The sequence below is a fragment of the Algisphaera agarilytica genome (assembly GCF_014207595.1).
Taxonomy (GTDB): domain Bacteria; phylum Planctomycetota; class Phycisphaerae; order Phycisphaerales; family Phycisphaeraceae; genus Algisphaera; species Algisphaera agarilytica.
The window spans coordinates 3,596,492-3,620,258 of record NZ_JACHGY010000001.1 but is presented as its reverse complement, the minus strand read 5'-3'; the positions used below and the strand labels follow the sequence as shown (position 1 = coordinate 3,620,258).

The 23,767-nt window shown below is 64.6% G+C and carries 22 protein-coding genes; 13 read left to right on the top strand and 9 right to left on the bottom strand.

Annotated features, from left to right (window positions below; translation table 11 throughout):
• Positions 1–81: 81 nt before the first annotated feature.
• Positions 82–651: a DinB family protein gene (locus HNQ40_RS15700; protein ID WP_184678772.1), complete on the bottom strand. Its 570-nt coding sequence runs from the start codon at positions 649–651 to the stop codon at positions 82–84.
• Between the two features lie 189 nt (positions 652–840).
• Between HNQ40_RS15700 and HNQ40_RS15695 the strand changes: the two genes are divergently transcribed.
• From HNQ40_RS15695 to HNQ40_RS15655, 9 genes are all read left to right on the top strand, one after another.
• On the top strand, positions 841–1,170 hold the full coding sequence (locus HNQ40_RS15695) for a co-chaperone GroES (RefSeq protein ID WP_184678771.1): 330 nt from the start codon (positions 841–843) through the stop codon (positions 1,168–1,170).
• A 60-nt stretch (positions 1,171–1,230) separates the two neighbouring features.
• Complete coding sequence (gene aroA / locus HNQ40_RS15690; RefSeq protein WP_184678770.1) at positions 1,231–2,574, top strand: 3-phosphoshikimate 1-carboxyvinyltransferase; 1,344 nt, start codon at positions 1,231–1,233, stop codon at positions 2,572–2,574.
• 32 nt (positions 2,575–2,606) lie between these two features.
• Positions 2,607–3,776 carry a 3-dehydroquinate synthase gene (locus HNQ40_RS15685; protein ID WP_184678769.1) on the top strand — a complete coding sequence of 390 codons (1,170 nt, stop codon included), beginning with the start codon at positions 2,607–2,609 and terminating at the stop codon, positions 3,774–3,776.
• A gap of 11 nt (positions 3,777–3,787) precedes the next feature.
• Positions 3,788–4,096 carry a hypothetical protein gene (locus tag HNQ40_RS15680; protein ID WP_184678768.1) on the top strand — a complete coding sequence of 103 codons (309 nt, stop codon included), beginning with the start codon at positions 3,788–3,790 and terminating at the stop codon, positions 4,094–4,096.
• 31 nt (positions 4,097–4,127) lie between these two features.
• Positions 4,128–4,928, top strand: a complete 801-nt coding sequence (locus HNQ40_RS15675; protein WP_184678767.1) for a TatD family hydrolase — start codon at positions 4,128–4,130, stop codon at positions 4,926–4,928.
• Between the two features lie 190 nt (positions 4,929–5,118).
• Entirely contained in the window at positions 5,119–6,306 is a 1,188-nt protein-coding gene (gene eboE / locus HNQ40_RS15670) for a metabolite traffic protein EboE (protein ID WP_184678766.1), read from the top strand.
• A complete protein-coding gene (locus HNQ40_RS15665) occupies positions 6,303–7,097 on the top strand; it encodes a UbiA family prenyltransferase (protein WP_184678765.1) in 795 nt (264 codons plus the stop codon). The genes eboE and HNQ40_RS15665 overlap by 4 nt, the downstream gene beginning before the upstream one ends.
• Positions 7,098–8,444, top strand: a complete 1,347-nt coding sequence (locus HNQ40_RS15660) for a nucleotide pyrophosphatase/phosphodiesterase family protein (RefSeq protein WP_221435571.1) — start codon at positions 7,098–7,100, stop codon at positions 8,442–8,444.
• Positions 8,444–8,818 carry a hypothetical protein gene (locus HNQ40_RS15655; RefSeq protein ID WP_184678764.1) on the top strand — a complete coding sequence of 125 codons (375 nt, stop codon included), beginning with the start codon at positions 8,444–8,446 and terminating at the stop codon, positions 8,816–8,818. The genes HNQ40_RS15660 and HNQ40_RS15655 overlap by 1 nt, the downstream gene beginning before the upstream one ends.
• Here HNQ40_RS15655 and HNQ40_RS15650 read toward each other — a convergent pair.
• On the bottom strand, positions 8,815–9,795 hold the full coding sequence (locus HNQ40_RS15650; RefSeq protein WP_184678763.1) for an MBL fold metallo-hydrolase: 981 nt from the start codon (positions 9,793–9,795) through the stop codon (positions 8,815–8,817). The genes HNQ40_RS15655 and HNQ40_RS15650 overlap by 4 nt on opposite strands.
• A 128-nt stretch (positions 9,796–9,923) precedes the next feature.
• Here HNQ40_RS15650 and HNQ40_RS15645 point away from each other — a divergent pair, with 128 nt between their 5' ends.
• Positions 9,924–10,139: a hypothetical protein gene (locus HNQ40_RS15645; RefSeq protein ID WP_184678762.1), complete on the top strand. Its 216-nt coding sequence runs from the start codon at positions 9,924–9,926 to the stop codon at positions 10,137–10,139.
• 268 nt (positions 10,140–10,407) lie between these two features.
• Entirely contained in the window at positions 10,408–11,709 is a 1,302-nt protein-coding gene (gene eno / locus HNQ40_RS15640) for a phosphopyruvate hydratase (protein ID WP_184678761.1), read from the top strand.
• A gap of 63 nt (positions 11,710–11,772) precedes the next feature.
• Here eno and ilvA read toward each other — a convergent pair whose 3' ends face one another.
• Positions 11,773–13,317 (bottom strand): threonine ammonia-lyase, biosynthetic, encoded by a 1,545-nt coding sequence (gene ilvA, locus HNQ40_RS15635; protein ID WP_184678760.1) that lies wholly within the window; start codon positions 13,315–13,317, stop codon positions 11,773–11,775.
• A gap of 390 nt (positions 13,318–13,707) precedes the next feature.
• On the opposite strand from ilvA, the gene HNQ40_RS15630 reads away from it, so the two are divergent.
• Positions 13,708–14,742, top strand: coding sequence for a DUF4437 domain-containing protein (locus HNQ40_RS15630; protein WP_184678759.1), 1,035 nt, complete (start codon positions 13,708–13,710; stop codon positions 14,740–14,742).
• 197 nt (positions 14,743–14,939) lie between these two features.
• Complete coding sequence (locus tag HNQ40_RS15625; RefSeq protein ID WP_184678758.1) at positions 14,940–15,917, top strand: hypothetical protein; 978 nt, start codon at positions 14,940–14,942, stop codon at positions 15,915–15,917.
• A gap of 42 nt (positions 15,918–15,959) precedes the next feature.
• On the opposite strand, the gene HNQ40_RS15620 is transcribed toward HNQ40_RS15625, so the two are convergent.
• From HNQ40_RS15620 to HNQ40_RS15595, 6 genes are all read right to left on the bottom strand, one after another.
• Positions 15,960–16,661: a toxin-antitoxin system YwqK family antitoxin gene (locus HNQ40_RS15620; protein ID WP_184678757.1), complete on the bottom strand. Its 702-nt coding sequence runs from the start codon at positions 16,659–16,661 to the stop codon at positions 15,960–15,962.
• A 137-nt stretch (positions 16,662–16,798) separates the two neighbouring features.
• Positions 16,799–18,424, bottom strand: a complete 1,626-nt coding sequence (locus HNQ40_RS15615) for an NADH-quinone oxidoreductase subunit N (RefSeq protein WP_184678756.1) — start codon at positions 18,422–18,424, stop codon at positions 16,799–16,801.
• Positions 18,421–20,229, bottom strand: a complete 1,809-nt coding sequence (locus HNQ40_RS15610) for an NADH-quinone oxidoreductase subunit M (protein WP_184678755.1) — start codon at positions 20,227–20,229, stop codon at positions 18,421–18,423. Before HNQ40_RS15610 ends, HNQ40_RS15615 begins: the two co-directional genes overlap by 4 nt.
• Before the next feature lie 95 nt (positions 20,230–20,324).
• Positions 20,325–22,397, bottom strand: a complete 2,073-nt coding sequence (gene nuoL, locus HNQ40_RS15605; RefSeq protein ID WP_184678754.1) for an NADH-quinone oxidoreductase subunit L — start codon at positions 22,395–22,397, stop codon at positions 20,325–20,327.
• 122 nt (positions 22,398–22,519) lie between these two features.
• The gene (gene nuoK / locus HNQ40_RS15600; RefSeq protein WP_184678753.1) at positions 22,520–22,846 is read right to left on the bottom strand and encodes an NADH-quinone oxidoreductase subunit NuoK; all 327 of its coding nucleotides are present in this window, start codon (positions 22,844–22,846) and stop codon (positions 22,520–22,522) included.
• Positions 22,843–23,748 (bottom strand): NADH-quinone oxidoreductase subunit J family protein, encoded by a 906-nt coding sequence (locus HNQ40_RS15595; RefSeq protein WP_184678752.1) that lies wholly within the window; start codon positions 23,746–23,748, stop codon positions 22,843–22,845. Before HNQ40_RS15595 ends, nuoK begins: the two co-directional genes overlap by 4 nt.
• Positions 23,749–23,767 lie beyond the last annotated feature (19 nt).

The window sequence follows — 23,767 nt, the reverse complement described above, 5'->3', positions numbered from 1 at the left end:
CGGCGTAGACCTGCGGGCGGATAGCCTAAGCATCCTAGCCGGACGGAGGATGGCATGAGAACGGGTAACCCGACCGAGTGTTCAAGCCTGGGCTTGACGCTTGCGTTGGTGTTCGAGGGTGCCCGGGGCCATGCCGAAGTCTGCGGGGACGTCGCTGCCCAGGGCTTTGGCCATGCCGCCGATCATGGCGTTGTGGTGGATGGTGTGGCTGAGCACGAAGGCGAGTTCGCGGGCCACGCTCGACGGGGCTTTGAGCGCGGGGCCCGACGGGGTGAGCAGGATGGAGGTGGTCACCTCCAGTTGGCCGACGTCTTCGGGCAGCTCGGCCAGAGCCGTGTCGAGGCGCTGCAGCTCGGAGCAGGCCGAGACGGGGTTGGTTTCGATGTCGGTGCCGCGTTCACGAGCCTCGTAGTCGATGAGGTCGCCATGGGTTCCGCAGAGCAGGGCGCTCACATGGTCGAGGCAGTGGCGGACGTGGCCGCCGATGCTGCCGCCGTAGGTTGTGACGGGCTTGGTGTTGTAGGCGGTGTCGTCGAGTTGATCGACGAGCCGGGCGAGTTGGCCCAGGACTTCACGCAGCGGGCCGACGTGATCGAGCACCACAGGGGCCGCCTCGGAAAGTTGGTGGGGAGCTAGGGACGAATCGGTCATGGGGAGCCTCGGATACCGCGATCAAAACCGGAGTCCGTCCGCTTCGAGGCGACGGACCGGCACGTGCCTATAGCAACGCACAAGATACGAAATTTGTTCCCCAGATGTAGTCGTGATCAGCACATCCGCATCGCTGCGACAACGTGCCCGCTAGAAGTCGGCTGGGGAAAGCTCTAAAATAGCTCAGCTATGAGTCAATCCACCCCAACCTCCAAACCCCAGCCGCTCGAAACCGTCGAGCCCATCGGGAAGCGCGTGCTGATCCGCAAGGACCAGGACAAGAAGCAGACCAAGTCCGGCATCCACCTGCCCGACAAGATCGAAATCCCCACCCTCACCGGCCGGGTCGTGACCGTCTCGGCCGAGGTCGCCGTCGACGAGAAATACCCCATCGAGCAGTACGACCGCGTGCTGTTCAACCCCAAAGACGCGATTCCGGTCGATTTCGAGGGCGACAACCGGCTGTTTGTCGTGCCCGTGGCCAACGTCGTGGCCGTCTTCCGCAAGGCGGAGGGTTGATCCACGCAGAGCTTTGTCAACAACACTTCTGGGCGAAAACGGTAAACTTTTGCTGTGAATATGCTTGAATCACTGCCTATCAGCCGGCTCGATCCCTTCGATGTCACGCTGCGCCCGCCCGGTTCCAAGAGCCTGACCAACCGCGCCCTGCTGCTCGCCGCGCTGGCCAAGGGCTCGTCCAAACTCACCGGCGTCCTGTTTGCCGACGACACCCGGCGGATGCTCGAAGCGCTCGAAGCCCTGGGTTTCCAACTCAACATCGACGAGCCCAACCGCGCCGTGACCATCCGCGGCAAGCACGGCACGATCCCCAGCACCGAGGCCGAGCTGCACCTGGGCAACGCGGGCACCGCCATGCGTTTCCTCACCGCGGCGCTGTGCCTGGGCCTGGGCGAGTACACCCTCGACGGCATCCCACGCATGCGGCAGCGCCCCATCGGCGAACTGGTCGAGCCGTTGCTCGAACTCGGAGCCGACATCGAGTACCTCGGCGAAGACGGCTACCCCCCGCTGAAGATCATCGCCGAGCCCCCGGGGATGAACGGCGGGTTCCTCGAGCTCACGCCGACGCTGTCGAGCCAGTTCATCTCGGCGATGCTGATGATCGGGCCGTACCTCCAGCGTGGCCTGGAGATCGAGTTCGACGGACCGGTGACCAGCCTACCCTACGTCAAGATGACGCTGAACCTGATGAAGCAGTTCGGCGCCGAGTTCGAAGCCGACACCGGCTACCGCGCGGTGCACGTGCCAACGGGCGGGTACCGGCACTACGACTACCCCATCGAGCCGGACGCCAGCAACGCCAGCTATTTCCTCGCCGCCGCGGCCGTGGTGCCGGGCAGCCGTTGCACCGTTGAGGGCCTGGGCTCGCGCAGCCTCCAGGGCGACGCGGAGTTCTGCGATGTGCTCGGGCGGATGGGATGCGGCGTCGACCAGAAGCTCGACTCCACCACCATCACCGCGCCGGTGGACGGCCAGATCCGCGGCGTGGATGTCGACCTCAACGACATGCCCGACATGGCCCAGACGCTGGCCGTGGTCGCGTTGTTCGGAGACCGCCCCACCACGATCCGCAACGTCGGTAACCTGCGTGTCAAAGAAACCGACCGCATCGCCGCGCTCGAGAACGAGCTGATCAAGCTGGGCGCATCGGTCACGACGATTGAAGACGACATCACGATCACCCCCCCCGCCGAGGGCGTGGCCGCTGCGCTCGAGAGTTTGGGCGGCGCCGAGATCGACACCTACGACGACCACCGCATGGCGATGGCGTTTTCGGTGGCGGGGCTAGGCGCTTCGGGCGGCGAAGGCAGCCAGGTGGTGATCAACGACCCGAGCTGCGTCGAAAAAACCTTCCCCGATTATTTCGAGTTCCTGGATCGGCTCCGCGGTTCTTCTGACTAAACTAAGGGTTTGGTTTCCCTTCGGATTCTTTTGTGCCGACCGACCACACCGTCCATCTTGAGTTGCCCCACCGCGTGCGTTTTACCCGCGGAGCGTTTGACGTGAGTAACCCTACGCTCGCCCAGGTGCTGGATGTGCGCGACGAGCCGGGCGAGCCGAGGCTGTGGGTCGTGGTGGATCAGGGCTTGGTCGAGTCCACGCTCACATTGCAACGCGACCTCAAAGGTTATGTCGCCTACCACGCCGACCGCCTCCCGCGTCTCGTCGGATTCCGCGCTATGCCCGGGGGCGAACAAGGCAAGAACGACCTGTCGCTGCTCGAAAGCCTGCTCGGCGAGATAAACCGTTTGGGCATCGACCGCCGATCGACAGTGCTGGTGATTGGGGGCGGGGCGCTGCTCGACATGGTGGGGTTTGCCGCGGCCGTCACCCACCGCGGGGTGCGTCTCGTCCGCATGCCCACGACCACCCTCGCCCAGGGCGACTCGGGTGTCGGCGTGAAGAACGGCGTGAACATGTTCGGCAAGAAGAACTTCATCGGCACCTTCGCCGTGCCCCACGCCGTGGTCAACGACCTGGCCCTGCTCGACACGCTGTCCGACCGCGACTGGCGCTGCGGCCTCGCGGAAGCGGTCAAGGTTGCGCTGCTCAAGGACGCGGAGTTCTACACGCTGCTCCGAGACAACGCCGAGGATCTTGCTCGCCGCACCTCAACGCTCAGCGACGACGTCTGGCAACGCTCCGCCCAGCTCCACCTGCACCACATCACCGCATCCAAAGCCGACGGCGGCGGCGGCGACCCGTTCGAAAACCTCTCGGCCCGCCCGCTGGACTTCGGCCACTGGTCGGCCCACAAACTCGAACAACTCACCGGCTACGAGCTCCGCCACGGCGAGGCCGTCGCCATCGGCCTCGCCCTCGACGTCACCTACGCCGCCCACACCGGCCTGCTCACTCCCGCAATCGCAACCGATATCAAAGCCACGCTCACCCGCATGGGCTTCGCCCTCGCACACCCCGAGCTGACCAACCCCGCCCTGCTCGACGGTCTCAACGAGTTCCGCGAACACCTCGGCGGCCAACTCACCGTCACCATGATCCGCGGCGTCGCCGACCCCCTCGACCTCCACGAGATCGACACCGCGCTCATGCAACGCTGCATCGACGAACTCACTTCTGCCACCCAAGCCAACACCCGCTGACCCCAGCCGCCATGGCCAAACCTAAAAAACCAACCTGCCCCGAGCCCCTCGACGCCCTGCTCGACCGCACCTTCCTCGAGTACCGCGCCAAGCTCCTGGACCTCGCCGCGTTCCTCGACCGCTGCGACCGGGCCCCCGGAAGTTCAAACGCCCAAGGCGACACCGACTTCCGCCTCGCCGCCCTGCGCAACGCCCTCGAGCTACTCAGCAGCGACCAACCCGACCGCACCCGCCAAATCCTCGAACAACTCAGCGACCCAACGACGGACCTCCTTGACAAAGCCCCCGGCAAAGGCGCCTCTGGCGCCCCACAACCCTAAGCCGCTCTCCCCTACTGCCTACTCCCTGCCCTTGCCCTACATCGACCCCCACATCCACATGGTCAGCCGCACGACCGACGACTACCAGCGCATGGCGTTGGCCGGCTGTGTCGCCGTGACCGAGCCCGCGTTCTGGGCGGGCTACGACCGCTCTTCGCCGCAGGGGTTCTACGACTACTTCGTCCAGCTCACCGAGGTCGAGCCCAAGCGCGCCGCCGCCCACGGCATCGCCCACCACGCCTGGGTCTGCATCAACCCCAAAGAAGCCGAAGACCCCGGCTTCGCCCGTGAGGTCATCCAGCTCCTGCCCGAGTTCCTCGACAAGCCCAACGTCCTGGGCGTCGGCGAGATCGGCCTCAACAAAAACTCCAAGAACGAGATGGCCATCCTCGAAGAGCAGATCGCCGTCGCCGCCGAGCACGATCGCCTCATCCTCGTCCACACGCCCCACCTCGAAGACAAACTCAAAGGCACCCAGCTCATCCTCGACGCCCTCAAACGCGACGGTCGGATCCGCCCCGAGCGCGTCCTCATCGACCACGTCGAAGAACACACCGTCGGCATGGTGCTTGACCAGGGCTACTGGGCGGGCATGACCCTCTACCCCGACAGCAAATGCACCCCCCAGCGGGCCGTGGACATCGTCGAGTGCTACGGCGACGAACGCCTCTGGATCAACTCCGCGGGCGACTGGGGCCACTCCGACCCGCTGAGCGTGCCCAAGTGCATCGCCGAGATGAAGGCCCGCGGCCACACCCAAAAGCTCATCGATCGCATCACCTTCGCCAACCCCAAAGCGTTCCTTTCCCAGTCCGGCCGGTTCAGCGTCTAACGTTTGCATTCACAACTTTGGGTGGCCGGGGCAGGGTCCGCGATGCCCCGGAACCACAGACAAGAGCTCAGCACCCCGCAAACCGTTCCTGGGTTTCGCCAAGCCTCATCCCCGGCCACCCCGATCCATCAAGACGACCGCGAGCTTAACACCCTTCGTGTTGTCCCCCGCTTCGTGGTTTAATACCTCAATGCGCGACGCCCTCGGCTCCGGCACCATCCTCGGCTACTGCACCAACGTCCACGCGGGCGCTTCGTTCGCGCAGATGAAAGCCAACCTTGAGCGTTACGCCCTGCCGGTCAAGCAACGCGTCAGCCCCGATGCGCCGATGGGCGTCGGGCTCTGGCTCTCGGCCCAGGCGATGCAGGACGCCGTCGCCGAAAAACTCATCCCCGACTTCCGCGCCTGGCTGTCCGAGCATGGCCTGTTGCCGTACACGTTCAACGGCTTCCCCTACGACGATTTCCATCAACCCGTCATGAAGGGCAAGGTGTATCTACCCCACTGGGCCGACCGCGACCGCTACGACTACACGCTCGGCCTCGCGTCGATCCTGGCCGAGTTGCTCCCGGACGACGCGGAAGAAGGATCGATCTCAACTTTGCCTTTGGGGTGGCCGTCGTCGTTCTGCGGCCGGCCGGAGGACTACCCTAAGCAAGCCCAGGCCGCGACCGACCAACTCATGCAGCTCGTCCACACGCTGGCCCGCATCGAGCTCGACACCGGCAAGCACATCCACATCGACCTCGAACCCGAGCCCGGCTGCATCCTGGAAACCTCGGCGGGAGTCGTCCAGTTCTTCGAACAGTTCCTGCTCGGCGGCGCGGACGACCTGAGCGTGTTGTCGTACCTCCGCGTGTGCCACGACGTCTGCCACGCCGCGGTCATGTTCGAAGATCAGGCCGAGGCGTTGCAGAACTACCGTGACGCGGGAATCAAAGTCGGCAAGGCCCAACTCTCCTCGGCGGTCCGTGTCGACTTCGACACGATGGATGCCGAAACACGCTCCGCCGCGTTGACTCAGCTCCACGGCTTCTGCGAAAACCGCTACCTCCACCAGACCTCGATCCGCACCGACGACGGCCGGGTGAACAGCTACCTCGACCTGCCCGATGCACTCGCGGATCAACCCCAGCCGCGTGGCGAATGGCGGGTGCACTTCCACGTCCCGGTCCACCTCGACACGCTCGGCCCGAGCGACACGACCCAATCCCAGATCGGCGACTACCTCGCCGCCATCCAACCCGAGGACGAGACGCACCACTTCGAGGTCGAGACCTACGCCTGGGATGTCTTGCCCGAATCGCTGCAGACCGACGACCTGGCCGCGGGCATCGGCGACGAATTGCAGTGGGTCCTCACGGAACACGGCCGATGATCGGGAAGTACCTCAAGGCCTGGCTCAACCTCGGGCGCATCAGCAACCTGCCCACCGTGTGGTCGAACGTCGTGCACGGCCTGTCGGTCGGCATGTTCGTCGCCCTCCTCGAACCGCTCCGCCAAGAGTACCCCGGCCAGGTCCCGCCGATCGGCTGGGGCGACCTGGGCCGATTGCTTGACCAGGCGTTTCTGCTACTCGTCGGGATGAGCCTGCTCTACACCGCCGGAATGGTGCTGAACGACGCGTGCGATGTCGCGATCGACAAAGAGGATCGCCCCAACCGCCCGATCCCCAGCGGACGGGTTACGCAGCGAGAAGCATTCATCGGCGGGGTGGTCATGCTGGCCCTGGGCTGGGCGTGCACCCTCGTCTACCCGCAAGCCGTGTCGGTGTGGGCGGGCGTTCTGGTCGCGGCGATCTTGGGCTACAACCTTTTGCACCGCTGGCGCTGGGCGGGGCTGGTGCTCATGCCCGTATGTCGCGGGTTGGTGATCTGGCTATCGGCCTCGGCGTTTATGGCGGGGGTTGGAATCGACGCCGACCTCCCGCGTGTGTTGGGCAGTGTGCTCGCAATTACGTGCTACACGTTGATCATCACGCTCATCGCCTGGGGCGAAGCGTTGCCGAGCATGGGCAAGCTCGCCTCGTGGATCGGCGTCATGATCGCGGGGATGGCGCTGGTCGATGCGTTGTTTGTCGGGCTGATGGGCTTGTGGCCGATGTCGGTGTTCTGCGCGGGGTGTGCGGTGCTGAGTCTCGCAGGTCAGCGATGGATCAAAGGAAGCTAAATGGCAGAGTCGATGCAAACGATCGCGGTGTTGAACGTGGTGGGGCTCACGCCCTCGCTGCTGCCGCACGCGCCGCGCATCCATGCCTACGCCGAGGCCACCGGCGGCGTCACCCCCCTGCAACCCGTCTTCCCCGCGGTAACGTGCAGCGTCCAGGCGTCGATGACCACGGGTTTGCCCGTTGACGGTTCCGGGGGACACGGCATCGTCGGCAACGGCTGGTACCACCGCGACACCTGCGAAGTCCGATTCTGGCAACGCAGCGACCACCTCGTCCACGGCGAGAAGGTTTGGGAAACGGCAAAGAAGCGCAACCCCAACTTCACTTGCGCCAACCTGTTCTGGTGGCACAACACCTATTCGGCGTGCGACATCGTCCTGCAGGCCCGCCCGATCTACAAAGCGGATGGGCGCAAGATCCCCGACTGCTACGCCAACCTCCCCGAACTGCGTGACCGCCTGCAAGCCGAGCTCGGCACCTTCCCGCTGTTCCGCTTCTGGGGGCCGCTGGCCGACATCACCTCGACGCGGTGGATCGCCGACGCCGCGATGCGGGTGGATCAGTGGCACCAGCCCTCGCTCAGCCTCGTCTACCTGCCCCACCTCGACTACGGCCTGCAGAAGCTAGGCCCCGATCACGCCGACATCCCGCAACATGTTGCCGAGGTTGACGCGGTGGTGGGCGACCTGCTCGATCACTACGCCAAGCGTGATGTCCGCGTCGTCCTGCTCAGCGAGTACGGCATCGAGCCCACGCTCCCGCAGGACGCCGCGATCAACATCAACCAGATGCTGCGTGGGGCCGGGCTGCTTCAAGTCCGTGAAGAAGACGGCGGCGAGTTGCTCGACCCCGGGGCCTGCCGGGCGTTCGCGGTGGCAGATCACCAGATTGCCCACGTGTACCACGAGCCCGGCCTGGAGCTGCCGCTCATCCCCGGATGTCAGCCGGTGGAGATGGAGCACCCGCGCGCGGGCAACACCGTGCTCGTTGCGGACCCGGGACGGTGGTTCACCTACGACTATTGGCTAGATGAGAGCAAGGCCCCGGACTTCGCCCGCACCGTCGACATCCACCGCAAGCCAGGCTACGACCCGCGCGAGCTGTTCGCGGACAAAGGCAAGGCCGCGATCGCGTGGAAGCTGCTGCGCAAGAAACTCGGCTTCCGACAACTCATGGACGTCACCCCGCTCGACACCGATCTGGTGCGTGGCACACACGGGCGCATCAACAACCCATCGGAGTTGCAGCCGCTTCTGATCGGCACAGGCGTGTCGGAGACGCCGCGGCCGTGCACGGATGTGCGTGGGGTGATCCTCGACGCGTTGTTCGGATCGAGAGGCGAATAATGGATTCGCTCGAGGCGTCCATCCGCCACCCGACTTGGGCGCGAGCGCGACACCTGGCACTGCCGATGCTCTTGTGCTGGTTGGCTACACCGATCGCGTTCAACGGCGTACCGATCTACGGGCGATCGTGGGTCGTCGCGTCGCTGCTGCTGGCGTTTTCGGTCGTCAGCTTGGTGATATACGTCTGGGCGGCCGTGTTGAACTACCGGCACGTCCTGAGCGTGCTGGGGCGCGGGCGGTGCCTGGCGTGTGGATACGAGCTCTGGCCGACGATCCAGGCGGGGCGATGGGATTGCCCGGAATGCGGGCAGAAAATCTCGTCACGCATGGCCGAGCGGGTGTATCGGCTGCGATCGGTGTCCGACACGGATTAAGCCGATTCACGCACCCGCACCCTGGCCAAGGTTTGTTGGCGGCGTCGGACCGCCCGCAGCGGCGGCGCAGTGATCCACCGTGTGCGTCGGCGTTGATCGGTCAGCGTGACGCGTTTGGCGATCGCGGGATCGGTCTCGAAACAGCGCTGCACCTTCATCGGGTGGTTGCACTGGCTCGAGCGGTGCAGCAGCACGACGCGCCGCGGGTTGCCGTGGGGGCTGAGCTCGGCGATGCGCTGCACCGCAGCGAGGGACTGCTCGTTGGAGAGGTGGCCCGAGTCCGACAGGTTCCGCCGATTCACCCACGCGGGGCGCGGGGAGTTCACGGTCATGTGTTCGTCGTAGTTCGACTCGATGCACAGCACATCGACCCCAGCCATGTGGACGCAGAGGTGTTCGGGCGCGTGGCCGAGGTCGGTGGCGAGGCCGACCGCGAAGTCGCGGGTGTCGAAGCGGTAGCCGATGGTGCCCTGCCGATCGTGCTGGAGGCGGACGGTGGAGGCCTCCAGGCCGTCCCACACCTCGAACGGCTTGTCGTCGAACGGCTCGACCAGTCCCGCATCAAACAGCTGCTGATTGTTCTGCACCTTGCGGAGGTCGGGCAGGTGCCAGTGGTGGCAGTAGAGCGTGATGCCCAGATCGACCATCGGGCGGATCCAGGTCTTGCGGAAGTGATCGGTGTCGAAGTGCGTCAGGCAGATCGCGCTGAGGTCGGACAGCGTCAGACCCGCCTGGGCGAGGCGCTGGGTGGTGGTGCGTGGGCCGAAGCCCGCGTCGATGAGGAGCGACCGCCCCGCGTGGTTCAGCACCGTGGAGTTGCCGCCCGAGCCCGAGCCCAGCACGCAGACGCGGGGGGTCTCTGCCCGGGCGGCGGCGCGTGGGGTGGGGATCGCCGAGCCGATTTCGGGCCGTACAACCCGCACACCCACCCCCGCTTGTGCGAATAAGTCCATCTGTAGGGCTTGTGGACGGCTCATGGGAGATTCAACGGCGGCCTCGCTGGCGTGACGGACGGCATAACGCATAGTTGCCACTGATGGATCATATCGGGCTTTTCCAATCTAAAGCACGGCCAGTCCTCGGGGATCTTCTTGGGAACACCTCCATGAAACGCCGCCGAGGGCAAATCGCCAGCCTCGTTCTCGCCCTGGGCCTGTTTGGGTCACTGGGGGTGGGCTGCACGAGCGCCCCGACGATCCGGATCAGCCACGCCCCGACGTACTCCTACCTCCAGGACCCCGAAGCACGGGCGGCGGTCGAGCTCTGGCCCGCGTTGCCCGGCGAGGGACAATCGCTCGCTGCGGTGGATCAGGACGACTAACCCCCGGTCGCCCGACGCCTAGCCCGATACCCACCACAAATCAGCCCCACCCCACGGGCTCATCCGAGCCCCGGCTGGCGGTCGCGCATGCGGCCGTCGGCTTCCTTGCTGCGCCCCTGGGATTGGAACGACAATCCAAACTCAAGGCTAACCCTGTTCATTTGAGTCGGCACGCCGCCCCCGGTACACTCGCCCGCCCAGAGCGGTCGTTTTCGCCATGAAATCGCCCGTTTCCTCCCCCAACGCCCCCTACCTGAGAGGCCTCCCCATGAGTTTCGAAATCGATATCGTCCACGGCCGCCAAGTGATCGACTCGCGCGGCAACCCCACCGTCGAGGTCGAGGTCCACCTCGCCGACGGCACCACCGGCCGGGCCATGGTCCCCTCGGGCGCTTCCACCGGTGAAAACGAGGCCGTCGAGCTCCGCGACGGCGACGAGAACTACTACCTCGGCAAGTCGGTCGTCAAGGCCGTGGACAACGTGAACCTCGAGATCGCTCCCGAGCTGATGGGTCTGGACGCCCGTGATCAGGAGTACATCGACCGCCTGATGATCGAGCTCGACGGCACGAACAACAAGGGCAAGCTCGGCGCCAACGCCATTCTCGGCGTCTCCATGGCCGTCGCCCACGCCGCAGCCGAGGCCTCGGGCCTGCCGCTCTACCGCTACCTCGGCGGCAGCGGCGCCAAGGTCCTGCCCGTGCCCATGCTCAACATCCTCAACGGCGGTAAGCACGCCGACAACACCGTCGACTTCCAGGAATTCATGATCCAGCCCTGGGGCTTCGACAACTTCGCCGACGCCATGCACGCCGGCGTGAAGATCTACCACAGCCTCAAGTCCGTCCTGAAGAAGAACGGCCTGTCCACCGCCGTCGGCGACGAGGGCGGCTTCGCCCCCGACCTCAAGAGCAACGAAGACGCCCTGAAGTTCATCGAAGAAGCCACCGACAAGGCCGGCTACAAGTGGGGTGAAGAGATCTTCGTCGCCCTCGACCCCGCCACCTCCGAGCTCTGGAACGAAGCCGAGAAGGACGGCAAGGAAGGCTACAAGTTCTTCTCCAGCAGCCAGGAAATCATCAGCAGCACCGAGATGGCCGACTACTGGGCAGACTGGTGTGCGAAGTACCCCATCCGCTCGATCGAAGACGGCCTGGCCGAGAACGACTGGGACGGCTGGAAGACCCTCACCGACAAGCTCGGCGAGAAGGTCCAACTCGTCGGCGACGACCTGTTCGTCACCAACAAGGACTTCCTCAAGAAGGGCATCGACACCGGCTGCGGCAACTCGATCCTCGTCAAGGTCAACCAGATCGGCACCCTGTCGGAAACCTTCGACGCCGTGGGCCTGGCCATGCGTAACAAGTACTCTGCCGTCCTCAGCCACCGCTCGGGCGAGACCGAAGACAGCACCATCGCCGACCTCGCCGTCGCCACCAACTGCGGCCAGATCAAGACCGGCGCCCCCTGCCGCTCGGACCGCAACGCCAAGTACAACCAGCTCATCCGCATCGCCGAAGAGCTCGGCGACTCGGCCATCTACGGCGGTACGACCTGGACCAAGGGCTAAGCCCCACAACCCAACTCTTGAATCAACACACCTGCCCGCGGATCACCTCCGTGGGCAGGTTTTTTATTGCCCGCCTGTCGGGAGGCCGAGCATCCGCTGCGTTGTTTCCGCCGAGAGTACGCGGTGCCGCAATCGCAGCACGGGGTGTTCATCGAGCAACTCAAGGAAGGCCTGGCGGTCGCCGTCCGTGTCGAACTCCAGCCCCACGAGCGCCCGCCCGACCCGCTCGCCGGAGTAGAGGTAGTTGAAGTAGCAGACGTTCGCCCGCGGCTGGATGGTTTCGAGGAATTCGTTGAGCGCCCCTGCCCGCTCGGGGAACTCGTAACGCAATAGTAGGGGCTGATGGAACAACGACGCGTCGTAGTTGATGACCCGGAAATCGACGTCTTCGCCGTCGGTGATATCCGTGACCGGCATGCCGACTGCGGCGCAGCGTTGCATCACCGTTTGCAGCACTTCATCGGAAGCGTCCAACCCGATCACGGGCTCGGCGTACTCGGCCCGGGCCTTGCCATAAAGAAACTCCACGATGTTGCACCCGCCCAGCACGTCCCGCAGCAGACCGAGCAACGCCCCGGGCGATTCGTCGATGCGGAACCGCAGGTGACGCCGCACCTGCCCGCCGATGCCCGTGTCGGCCGCGATGACCGCGAGCTGGGAGAAGTCGAGGTTCGCCCCGCAGGTGATGGCCAGGGCGCGTTTTCCGCTGAGTCGGTCCTGCTGCGAAAGCAACCCCGCCAAGCCCAACGCCCCGGCCGGCTCGACGATCCGCCGCCGCCAGTTCCAGAACCGGCGGATCGCGTTGCACACCTCGGCGTTGCTCACCGTGATGAACTCGTCGATCAACTCTCGGCACAGCTCAAACGTCAGGTCGCCCGCCCGCTGCACCGCCGTGCCGTCGCAGAAGATGTCGAGGCTCTCGAGCTCCACCGGGCCGCCGTGGGCGACCGCCGCCTTCATGGAGGCCTGGCCCTCCGCTTCGACGCCGACCACTCGAATGCCCGGCATGTAGTGCTTGAGCCAACACGCCACCGCCGCCGCCATCCCCCCGCCACCGATCTGCACATACGCCACATCAAACGGCCCGGTGCCCGACATCACCACCTCGTCCGCAAGCGTGCCCTGCCCGCCCATGGTCGCCAGGTCGTCGTAGGGGTGGACAAACGCCAGGCCGTGCTCTGCGGCGTAGTCCCGCGCGGCGTGGTAGGCCTGGTCGTAGGTGTCGCCGACCAACTCGACCGTCACGTGATCCCCGCCGTGCAGCGCCACGGCCTTGCGTTTCATCATCGGCGTGGGCCGGGGCATGAATACCGTCGCCGAGCATCCCAGCTTCGCCGCCGCGAGGGCGACGCCCTGGGCGTGGTTGCCCGCCGAGGCGCAGACGACGCCGCGCTGCCGCTGCTCTTCGCTGAGCGTGGCCATGTTGTTGTACGCCCCCCGCCACTTGTAGGCGTGAATCGGCGGCTGGTCCTCACGCTTCACCCAGACCTCGGCATCCGTCCCGATGTCCAACCGCTCCAACGGCGTAGGCTCCCGCACCGCGTAAACCCGCTGCCGGGCGAGGAGGATTTCGTTGAAGAGTTGCTGCCGCAATGATTCGCTGCTCATGCGGGCCAGTATGGCACAACCCTCTTGCACCGTCCCGCTCTGCTACTCATCCACTGGTCTGGTTTTGGTGGTCTGGTCTGCCGCCCAACCACGATCAGACCAAAACCAGACCAGTTCCAATGATGCACGCCTGCAATTGCCGTCTCCACATGTCAAAGAACACCGCCCCGCTACCCAGGGCCCCCGCGACCGCCTGGTGCGCACCCTCGCAGCGTTTTCGCTCTTAATCCAAAAAAATATTTGAGGCTACTGACTCATTTTCTCAAAAGCAGCTACAAGCAACTGGCCTGCGTGATTTCAATTAAAATCATTGCGATTTCGCCCGTCTTGCTGATTGGGTGCCTACCCTGTTGTCATCACCCATCCTCCGTTTCGATCCCGGAGCCTTTCATGAACACCCGCCCCCTGCTCGCTCTCGCCGCTTCTGCCGCCTTCCTGACCGGCTGCTCCACCGCCCCGTACGTGAGTGGCCCCCGCACCGCGGATGACGCCACCGTGAACGTCCTGCCCGCGTCGGAGGTACCGTGGACCGCGTTGAACCCCGCGCGGGGCGACAAGAGCCCGCAGGCCGGCACGATCTGGGGCGACCGCAAGGGCAAGGTGCCCACGGGCTTCCTCGTGAAGTTTGTGGACGGCTTCTCCTCCCCGCCGCACATCCACAACGTCACTTATCGCGGCGTGGTCATCCACGGCCTGGTCCACAACGACGACCCCGATGCCGCCAACATGTGGATGCCCCCCGGCTCCTACTGGACCCAGCCCGCTGGCGAGGTCCACATCACCTCCGCGACCGGCCAGACCAACGTCGCCTTCATCGAGATCGCCAAGGGGCCCTACCTCGTGATGCCGCCGGCCGAGGCTTTCGACAACGGCGAACGCCCCGTCAACGTCGACCCCAGCAACTTCGTTTGGCTCGACGCGTCCAACACCCCCTGGATCTCGGATGAGGGCCCCGAGCTCGTTCACCTCTGGGGCACCCCCGCCAACGGCGAGCTTAATGCCAGCATGCTCAAACTCCCCCCCGGCTTCACCGGCTACCTGCAGACCAACGGCGCGCCCCTGAACGCCGTGGTCATCCAGGGCGAGCCCACCCACGAAGTCCCCGGCAAGGCCGACGCCCAGGCCCTCGCCCCCGGCAGCAGCTTCGACTCCCAGGGCGTCACTGCCCACGCCTTCACGAACAACAGCCACGAAGCGGCCACCCTCTACGTGCGCATCGAAGGCAAATACACCGTCACCGGCGAGATCGGCCCCGTCACCGCGGCCAAGACAGAAGTTGCCGAGCCGGCACTCACCACCACAAACCAAGCCGCCCCGGCTCAGAACCGGGTCTTCCTCGAAGGCGACCTGCACGAATCTTGCCCGGTGTGTTTCGTTAAGCCCGAAGCCCCCACGATTCTCAGCAGCATGCGCGATGACGAGTAACGACGGGTAGACGTGATTAATCGGGAGGGCGAGGCTCCCGCCGAGCCGGGTGTCGTCTGAACCTTACGGCTCGGCAGGAGCCTCGCCCACCCATGCCGACTCAGCCCCGTGGCCAAAGAATGGTTTGCGCTCCAGCGCTCGCGCTTTATCATGCACGGGGAGTGCTTCCCGATTCCGCACGCCTGCTGGAGAAGAGGATGAAACCGCGTCGCTGGCTGGTCTTTGCGTATGCGATCGTGCTGACCGCGGCGGGTTCGCCCGCCTCGGCGATGTCGATCGCGGGGTACACCGTCACCACTTACCAGTTCCCCGGGGCCCCGATCACCGGGTTCCGTGACATCAACGCGGCCGGCGATGTGGTGGGCTACTATCAGACCGACGCGGCCGACTTCAACACCGCCAACGCGCTGCGGATCGTCGGCGGCGTGCCCGAAACGATCAACCCGCCCACCTCACTCACCGACCGCCGGGCGTTCGGTAACAACGACGCCGGCACCGTGGTCGGCTCGTTCAACAACTCGGGCTCGCACGGCTTTGTCCTCACCGGCCCCACCTTCACGACCTACGACGCCCCCGGCACGACCCAGGGCACCACCATCCGCGGTCTTAACAACCCCGGCGACTTCGTCGGGGAATACGACGACGCCGGCGGCGTGCAGCGGGGTTTCGTGCAACTCTCCCCGTCCTCGAGCGGAACCTTCCAGACCGTCACGGTACCCGGTGCCGTGTCGACCACCGTCCGGGCGATCAACGACGCGGGACGTATCGCCGGGTTCTACGCCGACGCCACCGGGGCCCTGCACGGCTACGTCAGCCACGACGGCCTCGCGTTCACGACCATCGACCACCCCGACCCCGCCGCGGTCAGCACCCTCGTCGGCGGGATCAACAACGACGGCGTCCTCGTCGGCGCCTGGCTCGCCGCCCTCGGCTCCCCCGAATCCCAACCCGCCCGCGGCTTCATCCGCGACGCCACCGGCACCTTCCTCCCCTTCGACCTGATCGGCGCCACCTCCACCATCCCCATCGGCCTCAACGACCTCGGCCAAATCGTCGGCGAAGCCGTCGCCCCCGACGGCACCCACTACGGCTTCATCGCCACGCCGATTCCGGAGCCCACTACGGCGAGTGTTTTCGCATTGATGACATTGTTGATCACCCGACGCTCGGTGTAGAAGACATACGGTCTCCTATAAGGTCAGCAAAGCTACCCGTGTCTAATTACTCGCTTCTACGACAAGCTGCCCATCTTCGTACCGACCAGAGTCCTCAACAACTCCCTCCTCGTCGCAGAGCTCATAATCACCATGTAGCTCTCCGTCTCGATAGTGATACATTGCCCATGGCTTTCCGGTGTCGTGAAACCACAGTTCTTTCCCGTGACGACGGTTATTTTCATAGACACATACACGCATAAGCTGGCCGTTAGCGTGATACTCCCTCATTTCGCCGTCGATGATGCCTTTGACAACTTTGACCTGGGTCTTCCAGCCGTGCTCATCGATCAATTCGAGCTCACCGTCGGTCAAATGGCCTTCGGGATAATCATGGATGATGCCATTGACGTACTCATAAGAATCGGACCATTCCGTCAGAAGCCGTAAGCCTTCGGGCGCTAGGATTTCCACATACCGAGGGTGGTACATATCCATCAATAGTGTTTGACCATGATCCGTCTTGTAAATATCGGTGATGTGATCGTCGTAGTCGTTATCACCTCCCGACCCTAGTCTCCACCAATCTAATTCGGTGCCATCGGGTAGTCGCAGTCGAGAGAGATACCAATGCTCTCCATCGGGTTGATCGCACCGAATCGGCTGCGCTGCGGTGCCGATGTCTGAACGCTTTGCTTCTTCAGCATCACCACTTGCGACTCCCAAGCAAATTGCTGCAAGGGCCAGTAAATGGACACATTTCATATGTACCCCTAGGAAAACGGGATGATGGGACCGGAACAGTTCAATGACACAAACGCTAAATCAATAAAGATTCAGAAAAGCGAATCAAACATCAATCTAATAATTCTACCCGAAGTATCGCTCTACCCAAGCACCCGCTAAGCGGGGGTTTGGGGTTGAGTCTCGGTGATTTCTGGCTGAGGTTCGACGTGCGCTTCGGCAGGAGCGGATTGGGGGACGACCGCATCATGGGACTTGGTGATGATGCCGTTGGCGGCGTAGCCGCCGAGGGCGAAGGCGGCGGCGGTGGTGATGGCGGCGCTGACGGTGAGGGTCGGGGCCTTGAGGTAGTGGACCTTCTCGTTGGTCTGGCCGAAGAAGCAGGTCATCGCGATGCGGAGGTAGTAGCCGGCGGAGATGGCGGAGTTGATCACGATGGCGACGGCGAGCGGCCAGTAGTCGGCGGTGAAGGTCGCGCCGATGAGGTAGACCTTGCCGACGAAGCCGGCGAGCGGGGGCATGCCCACGAGCGAGAGCATGGCGACGAGCATGATGCCGGCGAGGACGGGGTTCTTCCACCAGAGGCCGGCGATGTCGTCGTAGGTGATGGTGTCGTGCTCGGTGTCCCCGCCCTCGATGGTGGGGTGCTTGGCGCGGATGCAGGCGAGTACGGCGAAGGAGCCGACCGTCGCCATGCCGTAGGCCAGCAGGTAGAACAGCACGGCCGAGACGCCGTTGCCCATCGCGCCGCCGACGACGTTTTCCGAGCTGGTCGCGACGTTCTCGGTGGTGAACCCGGCGACGAGGCCGACCAGCAGGTAACCGGAGTGGGCGATCGAGCTGTAGGCGAGGACCCGCTTGATGTTGGTCTGGATGAAGGCGAGCACGTTGCCCACGGTCATGGTGAGCACGGCGATGCCGACAAGCAGGTACGCGATCGGCTCGGGCAGCGGGTTCCAGCCGACCAGGCCGATGACGAGGATCAGCGCGGCGAAGCCGGCGGTCTTGGGCACGACCGCGAGGAAGGCGGTCACCGGGGTGGCGGCGCCCTCGTAGACGTCGGCGGCGTAGACGTGCATCGGCACGGCGGCGATCTTGAAGCAGAGCCCGAGGATGGCCAGCACCATGCCCAGGATCATCAGCGAGGACGGGCCGCGTTCCATCGCGGCGACGGCCTCGGCGATCTGGCCGAACTCGGTGAAGCCGGTCGCGCCGTAGATCAGGGCGAAGCCGTAGAGGAAGACTGCGGCGGACAGGGCGCCGAGGAAGAAGTACTTGATGGCCGATTCCTGGGCCGCGAGGCGGTCGCGGCTGGTGGCGATCATGACGTAGGTCGGCAGGCTGGTGAGCTCGAGGGCGAGGAACAGCCAGACGAGGTCGGTCGCCCCGGCGGTGAGCATGACGCCGGTGATCGAGAGCAGGAAGAAGCTGTAGAACTCGCCGCGGACCGCGTCGCCGGGGTTGAACTTGGCGGCGGATTCGGAGGACAGGCTCTGGCGGAGGCGTTCGGGCACGCCGACGTTGACCATGAGCAGCAGCAAGCCCATCGCCAGGGCGAGGCATTTGACGTACGGCACGATCCCGCCGAAGCCCAGGGGGTGGGATTCCACCGGCGAGAGCAGCGTGGCGATCCACGCGACGGCCATGGTGACGCCGGCGACCCACGGCGTGGCCTTACGCCACGACAGCTGCGGGGCGAGCCCGGTGACGAGGCAGAGCACCGCACCGGTGAGCATGATCATCTCGGGCCAGAGCGTGGCGAGTTTGTCGAGGAAGGGGTTCACTGGGCAGCCTCCCGTAACGAACTCTCCGCTTTCTGGTCGTACTTAGACCAGGTGTATGACTTCACATCATCGTTATCTTCGATATCGCTTTTACGATCCGCCGTTACAGGCTTGAGTTCCAAATCAGTATTGGCTTCTTCAATAATTTCGGCCCAAGCCGCAATAGTTTCTTCCGGAGTGGGAACCGTACCAATCACAACAGCTTCACCCGTTGAAGTTGGGGCCCCGTGGAGCTTGGCGATCTCGGCCTTCACCGCGGCGGTGTTGGCTTGGACGACGGGTTCCATGCTGCTGAGCATCGGGGTGGGGTAGAGGCCCAGGACGACGCAGGCGACCGAGATCGGGCCGACGGTCATGACCTCACGGCGGGACATGCCGTGGAACGTCCGCTTGCTGATCGCGGTCTCGAAGACTTCCTTCTGTGGGACGTACTCGGGCAGCTTCAGCGGGCCGAAGCACAGCCGGCCGACGCAGTAGAGCATATAGATCGCCGCGAGGATCACGCCCGTTGCGGCGGCCACGGCGAAGGACCAGCCCAGCACACCGTCGGGTGAGTTGGCGGTGCCCATCATCGTGAGGAACTCGCCAACGAAGCCGTTGAGGCCGGGCAGGCCGACGGCGGCCAGGGCAAACAGGATGAAGAAGAACGACCACATCGGCATCTCTTTGGCGAGGCCACCCATCTCGCGGAGGTCGCGGGTGTGGAAGCGGTCATAGAGCATGCCGAGGCAGAGGAACAGGCCCCCGGACGCGAGGCCGTGGGCGATCAGGTAGTACATCGCCCCGGTCGCGCCGATGTCGCCGCCGTCGAAGGCGAAGAGGCCCAGCATGACAAAGCCCATGTGCGAGACCGACGAGTAGGCGATGAGTTTCTTCGCGTCGGTCTGGACCCAGCAGATCAGGGCCGTGACGATTACGCCGAGCACGGCAAAGACGCCGAGGTACGGGGCGAAGAGCGCCGCCGCTGCAGGGGCCAGCGGAATGGCGATCCGCAGCAGACCGTAGGGCCCGAGCTTGAGCACGAGGCCCGCGAGGTCGACCGAACCGGCGGTCGGGGCTTCGGTGTGGGCCAGGGGCAGCCAGGTGTGGAACGGCCACATGGGCGTCTTGATCGCAAACGCCGCGAGGAACGAGGCGAGCACCCAGCACTGCTCGGTGACGCTCATGGCCTGGCCAGCGGCGATCAGTTCGACAATATTGAAGGACCAGAAGCCCTGCGTGTCGAAGTGGAACCACGCGACATACAGGATGCCCGCGAGCAGGAAGACCGAACCGGTGAACGAATAGTAGAAGTAGACCTTCGCGGCCTTGAGTTTGTTCTTGTGGCCGAACATCCCGATGAGGAACAGCAGCGGGATCAGGCTGAACTCGAAGCAGGCGTAGAACATGAGCACGTCACGGGCGATGAACGTACCGATGAGGCAGGCCTCGAGGATGTGCAGCCAGAAGTGGAAGGCCCGCATGTCGTGGTCGACTTCGAGCAGCGAGCCGAGGACGACGACGGGCATGAGGAACGTGGCCAGGCCGACGAGCCAGATAGACACGCCGTCGACGCCGAACTGGAAGGTCAGGCCGAACTGCGGCAGCCAGGGCACCTCGGCGAAGAGCTGCATCTCGTGGGGCCGGGACCAGTCGAAGGCCCAGAACACGATGCAGGTCATCAGCAACGAAATGCTGGACGTCGTGGCCGAGTAGATCCAAGCGACCTTGCGTTGGCTCAGGGCGGGGATCGGCAGCAGGAGCCCGGCGGCAAAAAGCACGGGCAGGTAGAGCTGCAGCGAAATGATCCAGGCGGGGTCCAACATCGGGTGAGGGTCTCTCGGGGTCGCGTTCGGCGAAGCTTAGGTCGGGGTCGGTAAACGGTCAGGCGGCCGCCGGGTTTCTTTCCGGGGGCCAGGGGTTAACGGTTGACGGCCATGAAGATCAACAGGGCGAAGATCGCCACGCCCATGGCTATGCCCAGGCCGTAGCCCTGGAGCCGGCCGGACTGCGCGGGCCGTACGCCCCGGCCGATCATGGCCGGGACCCAGGCGACAAACGACACCAGGCCGTTGATGATCATCGCGTCGACGACGTAGAACAGGCCGCCGGCCCGCTTGAGCGGCTGGACGAACACCATGTCGTACAGCTCGTCGACGTAATACTTGTTTTCGAGCACGCGGACCACCGGGGCGAACGTCTTGGCCAGACGGTCGGTCAGCGGGCGGTTGAGCCAGAAGAAGAACGCGGCGAGGGCGATGCCCGCGATGGCGAGGATCGAGCTCAGCACGATCATGAAGTCGTGCGGGTCCATGCCCATGATGTAAGTGTGGTGGGCCTTGTCGCCGTGGGCACCGTGGCCGTCGCCGTGATGGGCGACGTCGAGGACGGGTACGGTCACGGGGTTGGCGGTGGAGTAACCAATGATGTTCTCGAACCAGTGCAGCTTGTAGCCGAGCACACCGAAGATGATCGCGCCGATCGCCAGCACCACCAGTGGGGCGTTCATCGGCAGCCAGGGCATCTCGTGCGGCTCGTGGGCGTGATGATCATCGTGACCGTGCGCCTCGTCGCCCTCGGCGTGGGCTTCTTCTTCGTGCTCTTCGTGATGGTGCTCATCGCCCATCTCGAACTTCTCTTCGCCCATGAAGACGGTGAACCACAGGCGGAAGGTGTAGAACGCCGTGAGGAACGCGGTGATGACGCCAAGCAGGGTGACGAAGAGATAGAGCTGGTTGTGGTCCAGGCCGTAGGCCAGGGCGTCGCCGAGGATCAGGTCCTTGGACCAGAAGCCCGCAGTGATGAAGGGGAAGCCCGCCAGCGACAGGCAGCCGATGAACATCAGCCAACACGTCACGGGCATTTTGTGCCGGAGCCCGCCCATCGTGCGGATGTCGAGCTGGCCCGCCAGGGCGTGCATGACGCTGCCCGCGGTGAGGAACAGCAGGGCTTTGAAGAACGCGTGGGTAAATAGGTGGAACACCGCCCCGTCGGTCGAGAGCGCCCCGACGCCGACAAACATGTACCCCAGCTGGGACACCGTCGAGTACGCGAATACCCCCTTGAGGTCGTTGCAACACAACGCGATGGTCGCGGCGAAGAGGGCCGTGCAGCCCCCCACCACCGCCACGGTCGGCAGCGCTGCGGGCGACAGCTCAAACAGCGGGATGCAGCGGGCAATCAGGTACACGCCAGCCGTGACCATGGTCGCGGCGTGGACGAGGGCGGACACCGGCGTCGGGCCGGCCATTGCGTCGGGCAGCCAGACGTACAGCGGGATCTGGGCCGACTTACCGAACGCCCCCACCATCAGCAGGAACGGGATCCAGAGGTCCGCCGCGGTCGGGTTGTACGCCCCCGCCGCGAGCATCTCGACGTTGTGCCGGGCCGCTTCGAGCATGACGCTGAGCTGGACGGTGTCGTAGCGCTGGTAGCAGAGGAAGATGCCCAGCAGGAAGCCGAAGTCGCCGACGCGGTTGACGATGAACGCCTTCTTCGCCGCCGAGACCGCAAAGGGCTTGTCGTAGTAGTACCCGATCAAGAGGTACGAACACGCCCCCACGCCCTCCCAACCCAGGAACAGCAGCACCAGGTTGTCGGCCATGACCAGCGTAGTCATTGAGAAGATGAACAACGCCACGTACGTGAAGAAACGCCAATACCCCGGATCGCCCTTCATGTAGCCCGTGGCGTAGATCGCGATCAGGCAACCCACGCCGCACACCACGCCCAGCATCACCATCGTGAGCGGGTCGAGGAAGTAGGACATGCCCAGGCGGAAGTCGCCGAAGGCGATCCAGTTGTAGAAGTCGACCGTCTCGGGGCCACCGAGGTTCGACCAGACGATCATCGCGATCACGAACGACGCCCCGATCGCCGCGGCACAGATGGGTGCCGCCAGCTTCTGCAGCTTCTCCTTCAGCGCGATCACAGCGATCAAGAGCGCCGCGAGTGCGGGGAGCCAGGGGATCAGGATGACGGCGAGATTACTCATTAGTCGGTGTTAGGGGCTTGGGCGTTAGGGGCTTGGGTTGAACTTCGGAATGCATCCATCGGTCGGTCATCTCTCAGTACATGGCTTGGAGCCTAAGCCCCCAATCTCCAAGCCCCCAATACCTAACCACGCATACTCGACCACGCCGAGGCGTCGAGGGTCTGTTTCCGGCGGAACAGCAGCACGACCAGGCCCAAGGCCAAAGCCGCTTCTGCCGCCGCGATGGTTAGCACAAAGATCACAAAGGTCTGCCCGGTGTAGTTGCCGTGGAACGCGCTGAACGCGACCAGCGTGACCACGACGCCCTGGAACATCATCTCGGTGCACAGGAACATCACGATCAGGTTGCGTCGGCTGACGAAGCCGATCATCCCCAACACGAACAACACCGCCCCGGTCAGGAGGTAGTGCGAGAGCATCGGGCTGGACAGGGCGAGCAGTGAACTCATGATTGGGCCGCCACCTCCGTCGAGGCCGACGAATCAGCGGTCTGGGGTTCGTCTTCGCCCTCGTCCTCATCGTGGATCTGCGTCTTGGCGATCACGACGGCGCCGACCAGGGCCAGCAGCAGGATCACGCCAGCGAGTTCGATCGCCAGCGGGTGGGCTTGGAACAGGTCGAGGCCGACGCGTTCGACGTTGGTGAGCTGTACGACCGGCTGGTCGTTCTCATCCAGCACCACCGGATTGCCGGAGGGCGTGCCGAGGGCTGCGTTTTCGTCGGCATTGCTGCGGCCGGGCAGGATCGTCTCCGCAACAACGGCGTCACTGACCGCCAAGGCGTCGGGGTTGGCCTGCATCGGCTGGAAATACACGCTCAGCACCACGGCCAGCAGCAGAAAACCCGCTGCGGCAGCCCACATGGGCTCGCTGGCGAAGCGTTCGTACTCGGGGCCGTCGTCTTTCTCTTCGAAGCTGCGCGGCGGGGTCGCGAGCATGATGACGAACATGTACGTCACCAGGATCGCCCCGCCGTAGATGATCAGCATGGCGAAGGCCATGAACTCGGCCGAGAGCGTCAGCAGTAGGCCCGCCGAGGACATCACGACCATGACAAACCACAACGCCGCGTACACCGGCCGGGTGTGGGTGATCACCCGCACCGCCGCCGCGATCGCGATCGCACTGAACACGTAATAAAAAGGGGTTTGGCCGTCGCTGAACCCGGTATCCAGGCCGCCGTCGTCATTCAAAAGAAACAGCGGGACCAGCACAAGCCACAGGCCCCCGAGCGCCGCCGCTCCGAGCACCCCGCCGAGGACGCGCAAGTCCTTGCCCGGCTTGGGCATGAGCAGGAAAAGGGCAATAGCTCCCACCACCGACGCGATGTACAAGACCAACTGCGGCTGCATACATGCGGCAGGATAAGAG

What these genes read in the sequence shown, in the direction of transcription:
- HNQ40_RS15650 (WP_184678763.1), bottom strand. Translation starts at nt 9,795, where the DNA reads ATGAGCCGTCCACAAGCCCTACAGATGGACTTATTCGCACAAGCGGGG.
- aroA (WP_184678770.1), top strand. Translation starts at nt 1,231, where the DNA reads ATGCTTGAATCACTGCCTATCAGCCGGCTCGATCCCTTCGATGTCACG.
- ilvA (WP_184678760.1), bottom strand. Translation starts at nt 13,317, where the DNA reads ATGAGCAGCGAATCATTGCGGCAGCAACTCTTCAACGAAATCCTCCTC.
- HNQ40_RS15625 (WP_184678758.1), top strand. Translation starts at nt 14,940, where the DNA reads ATGAAACCGCGTCGCTGGCTGGTCTTTGCGTATGCGATCGTGCTGACC.
- HNQ40_RS15620 (WP_184678757.1), bottom strand. Translation starts at nt 16,661, where the DNA reads ATGAAATGTGTCCATTTACTGGCCCTTGCAGCAATTTGCTTGGGAGTC.
- HNQ40_RS15680 (WP_184678768.1), top strand. Translation starts at nt 3,788, where the DNA reads ATGGCCAAACCTAAAAAACCAACCTGCCCCGAGCCCCTCGACGCCCTG.
- HNQ40_RS15610 (WP_184678755.1), bottom strand. Translation starts at nt 20,229, where the DNA reads ATGTTGGACCCCGCCTGGATCATTTCGCTGCAGCTCTACCTGCCCGTG.
- HNQ40_RS15630 (WP_184678759.1), top strand. Translation starts at nt 13,708, where the DNA reads ATGAACACCCGCCCCCTGCTCGCTCTCGCCGCTTCTGCCGCCTTCCTG.
- HNQ40_RS15665 (WP_184678765.1), top strand. Translation starts at nt 6,303, where the DNA reads ATGATCGGGAAGTACCTCAAGGCCTGGCTCAACCTCGGGCGCATCAGC.
- HNQ40_RS15660 (WP_221435571.1), top strand. Translation starts at nt 7,098, where the DNA reads ATGGCAGAGTCGATGCAAACGATCGCGGTGTTGAACGTGGTGGGGCTC.
- nuoK (WP_184678753.1), bottom strand. Translation starts at nt 22,846, where the DNA reads ATGAGTTCACTGCTCGCCCTGTCCAGCCCGATGCTCTCGCACTACCTC.
- HNQ40_RS15655 (WP_184678764.1), top strand. Translation starts at nt 8,444, where the DNA reads ATGGATTCGCTCGAGGCGTCCATCCGCCACCCGACTTGGGCGCGAGCG.
- HNQ40_RS15700 (WP_184678772.1), bottom strand. Translation starts at nt 651, where the DNA reads ATGACCGATTCGTCCCTAGCTCCCCACCAACTTTCCGAGGCGGCCCCT.
- HNQ40_RS15595 (WP_184678752.1), bottom strand. Translation starts at nt 23,748, where the DNA reads ATGCAGCCGCAGTTGGTCTTGTACATCGCGTCGGTGGTGGGAGCTATT.
- eboE (WP_184678766.1), top strand. Translation starts at nt 5,119, where the DNA reads ATGCGCGACGCCCTCGGCTCCGGCACCATCCTCGGCTACTGCACCAAC.
- HNQ40_RS15645 (WP_184678762.1), top strand. Translation starts at nt 9,924, where the DNA reads ATGAAACGCCGCCGAGGGCAAATCGCCAGCCTCGTTCTCGCCCTGGGC.
- nuoL (WP_184678754.1), bottom strand. Translation starts at nt 22,397, where the DNA reads ATGAGTAATCTCGCCGTCATCCTGATCCCCTGGCTCCCCGCACTCGCG.
- eno (WP_184678761.1), top strand. Translation starts at nt 10,408, where the DNA reads ATGAGTTTCGAAATCGATATCGTCCACGGCCGCCAAGTGATCGACTCG.
- HNQ40_RS15695 (WP_184678771.1), top strand. Translation starts at nt 841, where the DNA reads ATGAGTCAATCCACCCCAACCTCCAAACCCCAGCCGCTCGAAACCGTC.